This window comes from Nocardia vinacea (genome assembly GCF_035920345.1).
Taxonomy (GTDB): Bacteria; Actinomycetota; Actinomycetes; order Mycobacteriales; family Mycobacteriaceae; genus Nocardia; species Nocardia vinacea_A.
In genome coordinates this window covers 8160084-8172436 of the sequence record NZ_CP109149.1, presented here as the reverse complement: position 1 = coordinate 8172436, position 12353 = coordinate 8160084, and the positions used below count along the sequence as shown (strand labels likewise).

Below are 12353 nucleotides of genomic sequence, written 5' to 3'. Positions count from 1 at the left end.
ATGAACGAAGCCCGGATCGATCTCGCGCACGCCGTCGCGCTCGGATCGATCGACGACGAAGACCACAATGCGGTGCAGGAAGTGCTCGACGGCGAGGACCCCGTACTACGCGCGGAATTCATGACCGAAGTCCAGCAGACGAAGGAAGTCCTCGGCACTCTCGCGGAGGCGACGGCGGCCCAGCCGCCCGCCGCCCTGCGTGCCAGATTGCTCGCCGCCATCGCCGCTGAGCAACCACCCGTCGCCTCTTAGAATTTCGCCGACCGGAGTCGGAATCAGTTCTCGCGATTGATATTTTTCGACTTGTTGCGCGCCATTGCGTTCATATTGTTCACAAGACGAAGGCCCCCGGGACGTGCGGTCCCGGGGGCCTTCTGCCGTGCGGCCTACGCTCAGTGCGCGTGACCGTGGTGGCTGTGGTCGTGCTCCGCTTCGGCAGGCTTGTCGACCACGGCGCTCTCGGTGGTGAGGATCATCCGGGCCACCGACGCCGCGTTCACGACCGCGGAGCGGGTCACCTTGACCGGGTCCACGACACCGTCGGTGAGCAGATCACCGTAGGTGAGGGTGGCGGCATTGAAGCCTTCCTTGCCGTCGGCGACCTTGCTGACCACCACGGAACCGTCCACGCCCGCATTGGTGGCGATCCAGAACAGCGGCGCCGACAGAGCGATGCGCACCACCTCGACACCGATGGCCTCGTCGCCGGAGAGCGAGTCACGCAGTTCGACGAGCTTGGCCGCGGCGTGCACCAGGGCGGTACCACCACCGGGCACAATGCCCTCGTCGACGGCAGCCTTGGCCGCGCTCACCGCGTCCTCGACCCGGTACTTGCGCTCCTTGAGCGCGGTCTCGGTGGCCGCGCCGACCTTGATCACCGCGACACCGCCGGCCAGCTTGGCCAGGCGCTCCTCGAGCTTCTCCCGATCCCAATCGGAATCGGTGGCCTCGATCTCGCGCCGCAGCTGCGCGCCACGGCCCGCGATGTCCTCGGCGGTGCCGGCACCGTCGATGATCGTGGTGTCGTCCTTGGTGACGACGATGCGACGCGCCTTGCCGAGCACCTCGATGCCCGCCTCGCGCAGCGAGATGCCCAGATCCGGGTTGATCACGGTGCCCGCGGTGACAACGGCGAGGTCGTCGAGGAAGGCCTTGCGCCGGTCACCGAAGAACGGGGCCTTCACCGCAACGGCCTTGAGGGTCTTGCGGATCGAGTTGACCACCAGGGTGGACAGCGCCTCGCCCTCGACGTCCTCGGCGATGATCAGCACCGGCTTGCCGGATTCGGCGATCTTCTCCAGCAGCGGGAGCAGATCGGGCAGCGAGCTGATCTTCTCCCGGTTCAGCAGGATGTAGGCATCCTCGAGGACGGCCTGCTGGCTGTCGGCATCGGTGACGAAGTAGGGCGAGAGGTAGCCCTTGTCGAACTGGACGCCCTCGGTGACGACGAGTTCGGTCTGCAGCGTCGAGGACTCCTCGACGGTGACCACGCCGTCCTTGCCGACGGTGGTCAGCGCCTTGCCGACCATTTCGCCGATCTCTTCGTCGCGCGAGGAGACGGTGGCGACCTGCGCGATGGCCTTCTCACCGGAGACCGGGGTGGCCAGCGCGAGCAGCGCCTCGGAGACCGCGTCGGCGGCCTTGGCGATGCCCGAACCCACCACGATCGGATTCGCGCCCGCCGCAACGTTCTTCAGACCCGCGCGCACCAGCGCCTGGGCCAGCACGGTGGCGGTGGTGGTGCCGTCACCGGCGACATCGTTGGTCTTGGTCGCGACGCTCTTGACCAGCTGCGCGCCGAGGTTCTCGAACGGATCCTCGAGGTCGATTTCGCGCGCGATGGTGACACCGTCGTTGGTCACGGTCGGGCCGCCGAAGGCCTTCGCGAGCACGACGTGGCGACCACGCGGCCCGAGGGTGACCTTAACCGCGTCGGCGAGCTTGTCGACGCCGCGCTCGAGAGCCCGACGAGCCTTCTCGTCGAACTCGATCTGCTTTGCCATGTGTTTGTCAGCTCCTGTGTGTTCTGGGCCGAACGCACTCCGCCCCGGGTCGGGAAAGACACCGGGGCGGAACGCATGTGCCTATCGGCTACTTGGTGACGACGGCCAAGATGTCGCGCGCCGACAGGATGAGGTATTCCTCGCCCTGGTACTTGATCTCGGTGCCGCCGTACTTGCTGTAGATGACGACGTCGCCTTCCTTGACGTCGACCGGGATGCGGTCACCCTTGTCGGTGACGCGTCCTTCGCCGACGGCGATGACGGTGCCCTCCTGCGGCTTCTCCTTCGCCGTGTCGGGGATGACCAGGCCGGAGGCCGTCGTCGTCTCGGCCTCGTTGGCCTGGACGAGGATCTTGTCCTCGAGCGGCTTGATGTTCACGCTCGCCACGTTGAGCCCTCCACTTTCAGGGGATTTACGGTCGTCCGGAACTGTTGTCCCGGACCATCGGTATCGGTTTGTATCGAGCGGGCCGCAAGCAGTCGCCAACGGTCCCTCGAACTCGACCCTGCGCATCAGCCCCGTCGTCGCGGGTGCCGGGACCCCTGCTCAGTAGTCGAACTGGCACGCACATCACACAGTGCCGACTAGCACTCTATACATGAGAGTGCCAGCGCTCAAGGTTGGACTGTGCCAAAACCGTTGGTTCCCGTCTACGCGTGTCGTTTTCCGACACGCGTGCGCCACGCCACGCCCAGATGTCTGAGGGCTTCCCAAGACTTCGGCAAATCTGTAACGTTCGGATAACGGATTGTGACAGTATTGACGACGGCCGTGCTCCGCTCGCCGTGTTCGTCACGAACCGGCGCCGTGGGGGGAGCACCAAGCGTCACGAAACACCCAGTGCCACAGAGCAATACCCGCTCGCAAGAGCAAGATCATCGTCAGCAAGAGCCTCACAACACCAGCGTTTTCAAACAAGAAGCTTCACCAGAGGGCAAGACCACACGTGATCCACGGCCGTCCCAGCGACCTATCCGGACAACGGGTCGGCCCGGTCCCGCGTCCGGATCGCTCGCCATCCACGCGAGCTGTCCGGCTGTCCATTCGAGATGGTCGGCGACACCATGACCATCCGCTCGAAGGGAGGTGACATGCGAACATCCCTCGGCATATCGGCCGGTAACGAGGTCGTGTGCTCGGCGCTGGTCGCTACCGCGTCCAACGGCGCGCAGAGTTTCGACTATCGAGTGGTTTCCGCGGACGCGGCCCACTCCGATCTCGGCGATCTCGTCGCGTCCTCGATCGAGCTGATGACCACCCAGCTTCCGACCACGCAGCTCTCCTATGACGTGGCCTTTCCGACGCATCCGGTCGGCGCGCGCTTCGCCGGTGCGAAATCGATCGGTGTCGATTCCGCCGCCGGTCGCCCACCCACCAGCGTCGCGGTCGCCTACCGCAGCAAAGAGCAGGCGCAGGTGATCCGGTCGGCCACCGGCAAACAGCGTGATCTGCGGTTGGTCCCGGAAGGTACTGCGGCACTTACGTATTTGCGGCACACCGGACTCGTGGACCGCTACGATACGGTCGCCATCGTCGACCTCGGCGCGACCGGTCTCAGCGTCACCGTGGCCGACCAAGCCGACTCCACCATCCTGCGCACCGAACGCACCGCGGCGATCAGCGGCAACGCCATCGATGAGCTGATCTATCACCACCTCGTCGATCTGCACTACGCCCGGCGCGGCACCCGCCCCAACCGGGGCATGCTGACCAACCGCGGCCGCGCCGCCAAGGAACACCTATCGATCGCGCCCGCCGTGACCATTGATCATGTCGCCGGGCAGCCGCTCAAGCTGACCAGGGCCGACTTCGAGGAACTGATCTCGGATCTGCTGCGCGAGACCGCCGTTTTCGTCGCCGCGGTTTTCGCGCGTGCGCCCACATTCCCGCAGGCCGTCATCGTGATCGGCGGCGGGGCCAATGTTCCGGCCGTCCTGTCCACCCTCGAACGCGCGCTGGACATTCCGGTGCACACCATCGACGATCCGGAGGCGGTGATCGCGAAAGGCGCCGCACTGGTGGCGGATTCGATGCAGCCGTCGGTATTCCCGGTGGTCGGCGCCGCCGATGCGCCGGTCGGCACCTTCACCAAGGTCGTCGGCACGCTGGCGGGTGCGATCGTGGTGGTCGGGCTGGTCATCGGCTACGGGGTGAAGACCTTCGCACCGACCGGGGACGACGAGATCTCCCCCGCGGGCACCACCAGCAGTGCCCAACTTCCCACGGCGCCGGTGACGGTGGTGCCGCCGACCGGTGCCGGCACTTCGACCACCGGCCCGAACCGGGAGAGCACCAACCGGCCCTCCGGCGCCAATATCCCCTCGCTCACTCCGGACCGCAGCCAACCGCCCACCACAACCACCTCGTCCCCCGTCGGGACCGCCCCGTCCGCACCGACCGCACCGACGCTGCGCCCGGATCCGAACCTGCCACCCATTCCATTCCCCGAGTTACTCGGACCGCTGTTCGGAAATCCGAATTCGCCGGGTGCGGGATCGTCGGGGCAAGAACGTGGTCCGGCGTCGTCGCCGCCGCAACTGGAGCCCCCACAGGCACCTGCGCAATCCCGGGTTCCGTTCCCGCCCAGGGCGAATTCAGGATCGAGTGCGGGCCTGTCGGCACACGAGATCGGCCCCGACGACTGAGATTGCGCTCCCAGCCCGAGGGCGAGGGACCGGACAGGCACCAGGTCAGGCCTGACGACTGACATTGCGCCCCGTAGGACCGAGGGGGAGGGACCCCGAGCAGGCACCAGGTCAAACCTCACGACTGAGTGGGGTTGCTCCGCGGGACCGCGCGAGGCGCTCCTCGACCGTCCCGGCCGAGGAGCACCAGCCAAGGGCGCACGACTGGACAGATGATCACGTGGAAACCATGGCGGCAAAACGCGAGAGACGACCGCCCTCAGTGCCACCTGATCTTGATTGCGCCCCTGGTGTCGGGGGTTAGCTGACTTGGCTGACGGAGACTGGGAGGCCGGGGTCGGTGGCGACGGTCAGGGGGGATGGGGTTGCGCCGCCTGCGATTACGTGGGCGCCGAGGGCGGCGATCATTACGCCGTTGTCGGTACACAGGCGGGGTTTGGGGACGCGCAGGCGCAATCCTGCTGCGGCGCAGCGGTCTTCGGCCATCGAGCGGATTCGGGAGTTCGCGGTGGCGCCGCCGCCGAGGACCAGGGTGTCTACGCCGACGTCCTGGGCGGCACGTACCGCCTTCATGGTGAGTACATCGGCGACCGACTCCTGGAACGATGCCGCGATGTCCGGGATCGGCAGTTCGTCGGCGGTGAAGCCGTTGCGCTGGGCCGCCTCGACGTAGCGGGCGACGGCGGTTTTGAGGCCGGAGAAGGAGAAGTCGTAGCGGGGGTCGCGCGGGCCGGTCATACCGCGGGGGAAGGCGATGGCCTTCGGATCGCCGTGTGCCGCAGCGGCATCCAGCGCGGGTCCGCCCGGGAAGCCGAGGCCGAGTAGCCGGGCGACCTTGTCGAAAGCTTCGCCCGCCGCGTCGTCGACGGTGCTGCCCAGTTCGACGATCGGTTCGCCCAGATCGGTTACGTGCAGCAGATGCGTGTGTCCGCCGGAGACCAGCAGCGCGACGCACGGCGGCATCGGGCCGTGCTCGAGGGTGTCCACCGCGACGTGTCCGCCGAGATGGTTCAGTGCGTAGAACGGCACATCCCACGCTGCCGCATAGGCTTTCGCGGCCGCGACGCCGACCAGCAGCGCACCGGCTAGTCCGGGTCCGATAGTCACCGCGAGTGCGTCGGGCTTGCTGATGCCCGCTGCGGCCAGTGCTCGGCGCATCGCGGGCACGATGGCCTCGAGGTGTGCGCGCGAGGCGATCTCCGGGACCACACCGCCGAAGCGGGCGTGCTGTTCGACGCTGGAGGCGACCTCGTCGGCGAGCAGTTCACAAGTGCCGTCGGGGTGTCGGCGCACAATGCCGACTCCCGTTTCGTCGCAGGAACTTTCGATGCCCATGACGATCACGAAAGCACCTCGTTCGGTTGTGCCGATTCGGCCGGCTGCGGGCCCCAGGCCGGGTTCGCTGCTAGTTCCGGTCTGCGCATGGTGTACGCGTCGGCGCCGCTGGGGTGGTAGTAGCTCTTGCGCAGGCCGATGATGTGGAAGCCGTGCTTGGCGTAGAGCGCGATGGCGGGGGCATTATCGGTGCGCACCTCGAGAAAGACCGGCCCGCCGCGCTTGCCCGCCTCGGCGAGCAGCGCCTCCAGCAGCATCGTGCCGACACCGCCGCGATGGCAGCCGGGATCGACGCCGATGGTGTGCACCTCGGCCTCGGGATGTTCGGCATCACCGAGCAGCGCGATACCCGCATAGCCGACCATTCGCCCGGCCTCGTCACGCGCGACGATATAGCGGTTGTGCGGCCCGGCCAACTCCGAGTGGAAGGACACCGCCTGCCATGGATCGTCCTCCGGGAACAACAACTGCTCGAGTTCGACACAGCGCTCGATATCGGCGACGTCCATGGGCTCGACGCGAGTCACGGTTCTGCTCGGCTCCATGGCCGTCACGCTCCCGTCCGGTCGAGCGTACGGTAGCTCCGTTCCACCGCATCCGGTCTGCGCAGGTACAGCGGGATCAACGGTTCCGGGACGGCGCGCGCCAGCAGTTCGGCAGCCGCAACCCGCACCAGACCGGCGGGTGACGGGGTTTCGGCCGGGAGCACGGGCAGGTCGAACAGATCGACGTGCGAGGCGGAACCGGCGATCATGGTGGCCTGCACGGGATCCAGGTCACCGGGCTTGCTCACCTCCGGGCCCTCGATGCGATATCCGTCACGGTAGCGGGCCCAGTACACCTCGCGGCGGCGCGCGTCGGTGACCACGAGCAGTTCCCTCTCGGGCGTGATGCCCGGCAGCAGCGAGGGTTCGAGCACCGCGTCGGCGGCGATCGCGTCGAGGCTGCACACGCCGTAGACCGGGACGCCGAGCGCGTCACCGAAGGCGGCGGCGGTCGCCATGCCGACGCGCAGTCCGGTGAACGGACCCGGACCGATGCCGACCACGACAGCCTCGATATCGGCCCTGGAACGATCTGCCTCCGAGAGGCATTCGAGGATTTGCGGAGTGAGCACCTCGGCGTGAGCGCGGGCGTCGACCCGGACGCGAGCGGCGACGGTGTGCACCCGCGCCGAGGCGACGGTGCCGGGTGCGGCCTGCTCCAGTTCCACCAATCCCGCCGTTACGGCGGGTGTCGCGGTGTCGACGGCAAGTACAAGCATGATTGGCCCAACGATACCGGGTGGTACCTGGGCGCGGTGCGGAGCTAGTCGGTAGTTACGGCACCCGGGTCAAGGGCCCTCTCCGCGACCTATCCGACCCATTCCCAGATCGCGGTGCGGACTTCGGAATTCGGTTCGCGCGAGAGCAACACGTACAGGTGCCGCTCGGCGAGGTGTTCCACGACACCCTTGCCCCACTCCACCACCACGACCGCCTGATGCAGATCGGTGTCGAGATCCAGGGCGTCCAGTTCGTCCAGATCGCCGCCGAGGCGGTAGGCGTCCACATGCACCAGCGGCACCGGCGCGGCGCCCTCGCGCTGTCCGGCCCGGTGCTGGCGGGCGATGATGAAGGTCGGTGAGCTGACCCGGCCCTGCACGCCGAGGCCCTCGGCGATGCCGCGCGTCAGTGCGGTTTTGCCCGCGCCGAGCGGTCCGTCGAGTACCACCAGATCACCCGCGCCCAGATCTGCGGCGAGTTCGCGACCGAAGGCCTCGGTGTCGGCGACCGTGGGCAGAATCCGTTGCTGCTGCCGTTCAGCCACCGGCGACCTCCGCGGTTGATTGGGTGTCCTCGATGACGCCCGCACGTACGAGCAGCCGGTCGAGTGCGGCGTTGACGAGATCCGGGAACTGCATATGCGCCATATGCGCGGCGTCATCGAGTCGGACGAGTTCGCTCTCGGGCAATTCGCGTGCCAGTGCCCGCGAATTGCGGAACGGAATGACGACATCGTGCGCGCCGCCGAGCACCAGCACCGGCACGCCCGCGAGGGTCGGCAGCGCGTCCGATTCGTCGTGCAGTTCGATGGCCTTCAGGAATTTCACGATCGTTTCGACGGGTGTGCGGTCGATCATGAGCGTGGTGAAGCGCGACAGTGTGGGGCTGACGTGTCCGTGAAACGAGCTGACGTGCAGTATCGGCGCAATCACATGCCGGACGGTGCTGCGCCCGGCCTGCACCAACGCGGGCGCGGTGTGCACGGCCAAGCGGAAGCCGTCGACCGCCGGATTGCGCAGCAACTGCGCGATACCCGCCGAGGTGACCTCGGCGGCGGCCGTCGAGAGCAGACCGACCCCGACCACCCTCGCCGCGAACAACTCCGGGAACTGTGCCGCCGCGGCGAGCACCGCCATGCCGCCGAGCGAATGACCGACCAGCACCACCGGACCGGTCGGGGCGGTCGCCTCGATGACGGCCGCCAGATCGCGCCCGAGTTGCGCGACGGTGCAGCTGTCGGTGCTCGGGGTGCCGGAGCGGCCGTGGCCGCGCAGATCGAAGAAGACCAGGCGAGCGCTTGTGCCCCAACGCTTTTCCAGATCACGGCGCTGGAAGTGGTACGACTCCATGGTGTTGCAGAAGCCGTGCACGAAGATCACGGTGACCGGAGCGTCGGGCGAGCCGCATTCCCGGGTGGCAAGGCGCACACCGTCTTCGGTGAGCACCGCGCCGGAGCGGTCCTCGTCGAGCAGGTCGAAGTTCTCGTCGCGGCATTCATCGACGCGAGCGGGCCAGAGCACCCGGGCGCCGATGCGACGCAGGGCGTGGGCACCGGCCAGCGCGCCGACCACACCGGCGGTTGCCAGTCCGCCGCGGACGACTGTTCTCATCGAATTCCCCCTACGTGGCGCCGCACCACTCGGCCGTGTGGGGAGCACACGATCTCATAGTGGATGGTGCCGAGCAGATCGGCCCAGTCCTGGGCGCGCGGTTGGTCCGCGCCGAACAGGATCGCGGTATCGCCCTCGACGACGCCCGCGGCATTGTCGCCCAGATCGACGACGAATTGGTCCATGCAGATGCGACCGACATTGGGGCGCAATGCGCCACCGAGCCACACCGCGAAGCGGTTGCTCAACGGACGGAACACACCGTCGGCGTATCCGGCGGGGATGAGGGCGACGGTGGTGTCGTGCGGAGCGATCCACTGGTGGCCGTAGGAGACGCCCTCACCAGCGGCGACCTCTTTGACCAAGGCGACTCGGGCTTGAAACGTCATCGCGGGCCGCAGACCGAACTCGCCGAGTTCGGGTATCGGAGTCAGGCCGTACATCGCGATACCGGGGCGGACCATATCGAAGGCCAGATCCGGGCGGGTGAGCGTGGCGGCCGAGTTCGCGAGGTGGACCAGTTCCGGTTCGAGGCCGTGTTCCTTGGCGGCGGCTACGGCCTCGACGAAGCGGTCACGCTGGACGTCGAGGAAGGGGTGTTCGGGCTCGTCGGCGTGTGCGAGGTGGGAGAAGATCGCGCGGAACCGCACCACCTGTTCGTCCACCATCCTGCGCAGGGCCGCGAGCACCGCCGGGTACTCGAGCGGCGCAATGCCGTTGCGGTTGAGGCCGGAGTCGACCTTGAGCGAGACGATCGCAGTCCGGCCGATGGCGCGCGCCGCGGCATCGATCGACCGCAGGTGCTCCAGTGAGGAGACGCCGATCTCGATTTCGTGCTCGACCGCAGCGCCGAAGTCGGCATCGGAATTATTGAGCCAACACAGGATCGGGGCGGTAATTCCGGCGGTGCGCAACTGCACCGCCTCGGCGACCGTGGTGACCCCGAGTTCCGCCGCACCGGCCGCCAGCGCGGCCCGCCCGACCTCGACGGCGCCGTGGTTGTAGCCGTCGGCCTTGACCACCGCCATCACCGCCGCATCCCCCGCATATTCACGCAGGATCCGCACGTTGTGGGCAATGGCATCCAGATCGATAACCGTCTCCACTTGCGCCTCCACGCTTATTGATCCTGCCATTCGGTGTCTGGCTGGCGCGAGGGCGTCGGTTCATCGCCCAGCGGCGAGGGCTCGTGGGATGCGGGATGGCGGGGCGAGCAGGGGCGCTTGGAGGTGAGCGCAGGTAGGACTCTGATGCCCCGGACGGCCGCCGCCGGTGCCGAGACCAGCGCGTCTCACAGGGTCGTCGATGCGGCAATAAAAGTGCGGGCCGGGGCAGCGCACGTCACTTCGCGGCAAGCGTGCGCAAGATGCGGATTGCCGGACGCAGGTGGTCGAGAAGAGGGGATGCGGAAGTAGGGGCGGCGGATGGGTGGTTTTCGTGGGCGGCGAGGTTGGCGGCGAGGGCGTGGACGCGGGCGGCAGCGGCGGCGGACCAGGCGGGATCGTAGCCCCCGGCGAGGAGGGCGCCGATGATGCCGGAGAGGACGTCACCCGCACCGGCGGTAGCGGCCCAGGAACCCCCTGCTTCGTTGACAAGTACCGGGCGACCCGGCGTGGCGACGAGGGTGGCTCGGCCTTTGAGCAGGACGGTGAGTTGCCAGGATTCGGCGAGGTCGCGGACGGCGGCTACCCGGTCCTGGCCGACCTCGCGCCCGGTCAGGCGGGCGAATTCGCCTGCGTGCGGGGTCAATACGGTCGGGGCGGTGCGGCCGCGGACCAGGCCGGGATCGGCGGCGAGCAAGGTGAGGCCGTCGGCGTCGATTACGACGGGAAGGTCGGTGGCGAGGATTTCGGCGAGTCGTTTGTGGGCGTCGGTGTCGGTGCCCGCGCCGGGGCCGAATACCCAGGACTGCACTCGGCCGGTGGACGAGATGGTCGGGGCGGCAATGACTTCGGGGAAATGATCGAGGACCTCGGCCCCGCCGGTTCCGGCGTAGCGGACCATACCGGAGGTGGCCGCGACGGCGGCGCCGGTGCACAGCACGGCGGCGCCGGGATAGGTCGCGCTACCCGCGCAGATGCCGGTGACACCCTGGGTGTATTTGTCGTCGGCGGGTCCCGGAATCGGCCATCGCGCACCGATCTCCGCAGGTTCCAGCGCTGTGAGGTTCGGTTCGGGTAGCCGTAAACCGATGGGCACCAATTCGATTCGGCCGCAGTAAGGCGCGGCCAAGGCATGTACCGGCTTGTAAGCGCCGAATGCGACCGTAACCTCGGCTTGGACAGCGAGGCCGGTCACCGCGCCGGTGTCCGGATCGACTCCGCTCGGCAAGTCGGCGGCGATAATCGGAACATTCAGAGCGGCAACGATTTCCGCAGCCATCGGGCGCAGTGGGCCGCGGCCGGAGATGCCGACGATGCCATCGATAACCAGATCGGGTGTGCCCAAGCCGGTCGAGGTTGCGCCATCGACAACCGACACGTCCGACGCAGATCGGATCCGACCGCTTGCCTTTCGCAGTGCGGCAAGGCCTTTCGCGTGGGCGCGTTCCGGATTCAGCAGCAGAGCGGTTACGGCGACGCCGCGGCGACGCAGCATTGATCCGGCCCAGAGCACGTCGCCGCCGTTATCGCCGGAGCCCACGAGCAGCAGCACCGACCTGCCCGCGATGCCGCCGGTGCGCGCACGCAACTCGTTCGCGACCACCGTCGCCAATCCATAGGCGGCCCGATGCATGGGCATGCCCTCGGGGACGCGGGTGAACAGCTCGGCCTCGGCCGCGCGCACTTCATCGGCGGTGAAATAGCCTCGCTGGCTGGACATGAACGCTCGCCTCCACTGCGTCGATCGGGCACTGCGGTTCCGCTCGTACGGGATACGCCGAAGCGACAACGCCATGGCGCCGCGCGGGCCCGCACCGTCAGCAGACTACGCTTGGCCGTCATGCCGATGGTGCGCCGCGCGATGTCCACCCGGATCGCAGCCGGGGTCGTCCTGGCCACGACACTATCGCTGGCAGGCTGCGGCTCCAGCGATACGAACTCGACCGCCGCATCGACCACTGGGAAGGCCGGCCAGGCGACCCCCACCAAGTCCGGCGATTCGAAACCCGCCGCTGTCACCGTCGACGTCACGGATATGAAGTTCTCGCCCGCCGACGTCACCGTCAAGGTCGGCGAGACCGTGACCTGGAAATTCAAGGACTCCGTTCCGCACACCGTTCAGGGCATCGGCGATAAGGCCATGGGCATCAACAGCCCGATCTTCGACAAGGGCCAATGGAGCTACACCTTCTTCGCCCCCGGCACCTACCGCTACCTGTGCTCCCTGCACCCCCAGATGCGCGGCACCGTCACCGTCGAATAGCCGGCCCGATCAGCGCTCTTCGCCACGATAGCGGCCAGGCCACCACATCAGCATTGCTTGCCTGTCACAACTCTCGACACACACACCCGTTCTCTGGCCGGATCGCCGGTGGTCCCGGTACGTTGCCG

12 protein-coding genes are annotated in these 12353 nt (G+C 67.7%); 3 read left to right on the top strand and 9 right to left on the bottom strand.

Features of this window, described 5'->3' with window-relative positions:
- Positions 1–252 (top strand): RskA family anti-sigma factor, encoded by a 252-nt coding sequence (locus OIE68_RS36920; protein ID WP_040686724.1) that lies wholly within the window; start codon positions 1–3, stop codon positions 250–252.
- Between the two features lie 140 nt (positions 253–392).
- Here OIE68_RS36920 and groL read toward each other — a convergent pair whose 3' ends face one another.
- Positions 393–2003 (bottom strand): chaperonin GroEL, encoded by a 1611-nt coding sequence (gene groL / locus OIE68_RS36915; protein ID WP_327095543.1) that lies wholly within the window; start codon positions 2001–2003, stop codon positions 393–395.
- An 88-nt stretch (positions 2004–2091) separates the two neighbouring features.
- Entirely contained in the window at positions 2092–2391 is a 300-nt protein-coding gene (gene groES, locus OIE68_RS36910) for a co-chaperone GroES (protein ID WP_040686722.1), read from the bottom strand.
- 704 nt (positions 2392–3095) lie between these two features.
- Here groES and OIE68_RS36905 point away from each other — a divergent pair.
- Positions 3096–4649 carry an Hsp70 family protein gene (locus tag OIE68_RS36905; protein ID WP_327095542.1) on the top strand — a complete coding sequence of 518 codons (1554 nt, stop codon included), beginning with the start codon at positions 3096–3098 and terminating at the stop codon, positions 4647–4649.
- 300 nt (positions 4650–4949) lie between these two features.
- On the opposite strand, the gene tsaD is transcribed toward OIE68_RS36905, so the two are convergent.
- The 7 genes from tsaD to OIE68_RS36870 all read right to left on the bottom strand — a co-directional run bounded on the left by tsaD (position 4950) and on the right by OIE68_RS36870 (position 11682).
- Positions 4950–5993 (bottom strand): tRNA (adenosine(37)-N6)-threonylcarbamoyltransferase complex transferase subunit TsaD, encoded by a 1044-nt coding sequence (gene tsaD / locus OIE68_RS36900; protein WP_327095541.1) that lies wholly within the window; start codon positions 5991–5993, stop codon positions 4950–4952.
- Positions 5990–6529, bottom strand: a complete 540-nt coding sequence (gene rimI / locus OIE68_RS36895) for a ribosomal protein S18-alanine N-acetyltransferase (protein WP_327095540.1) — start codon at positions 6527–6529, stop codon at positions 5990–5992. The genes tsaD and rimI overlap by 4 nt, the downstream gene beginning before the upstream one ends.
- A gap of 5 nt (positions 6530–6534) precedes the next feature.
- A complete protein-coding gene (gene tsaB, locus OIE68_RS36890; RefSeq protein WP_327095539.1) occupies positions 6535–7248 on the bottom strand; it encodes a tRNA (adenosine(37)-N6)-threonylcarbamoyltransferase complex dimerization subunit type 1 TsaB in 714 nt (237 codons plus the stop codon).
- Between the two features lie 89 nt (positions 7249–7337).
- Positions 7338–7793: a tRNA (adenosine(37)-N6)-threonylcarbamoyltransferase complex ATPase subunit type 1 TsaE gene (gene tsaE / locus OIE68_RS36885; RefSeq protein ID WP_327095538.1), complete on the bottom strand. Its 456-nt coding sequence runs from the start codon at positions 7791–7793 to the stop codon at positions 7338–7340.
- Positions 7786–8859, bottom strand: coding sequence for an alpha/beta hydrolase (locus tag OIE68_RS36880; RefSeq protein ID WP_327095537.1), 1074 nt, complete (start codon positions 8857–8859; stop codon positions 7786–7788). Before OIE68_RS36880 ends, tsaE begins: the two co-directional genes overlap by 8 nt.
- Positions 8856–9995 carry an alanine racemase gene (gene alr, locus OIE68_RS36875; RefSeq protein ID WP_327095536.1) on the bottom strand — a complete coding sequence of 380 codons (1140 nt, stop codon included), beginning with the start codon at positions 9993–9995 and terminating at the stop codon, positions 8856–8858. The genes OIE68_RS36880 and alr overlap by 4 nt, the downstream gene beginning before the upstream one ends.
- A gap of 205 nt (positions 9996–10200) precedes the next feature.
- Positions 10201–11682, bottom strand: a complete 1482-nt coding sequence (locus OIE68_RS36870; RefSeq protein ID WP_327095535.1) for an NAD(P)H-hydrate dehydratase — start codon at positions 11680–11682, stop codon at positions 10201–10203.
- A gap of 120 nt (positions 11683–11802) precedes the next feature.
- On the opposite strand from OIE68_RS36870, the gene OIE68_RS36865 reads away from it, so the two are divergent.
- Complete coding sequence (locus OIE68_RS36865) at positions 11803–12225, top strand: cupredoxin family copper-binding protein (RefSeq protein WP_327095534.1); 423 nt, start codon at positions 11803–11805, stop codon at positions 12223–12225.
- Positions 12226–12353 lie beyond the last annotated feature (128 nt).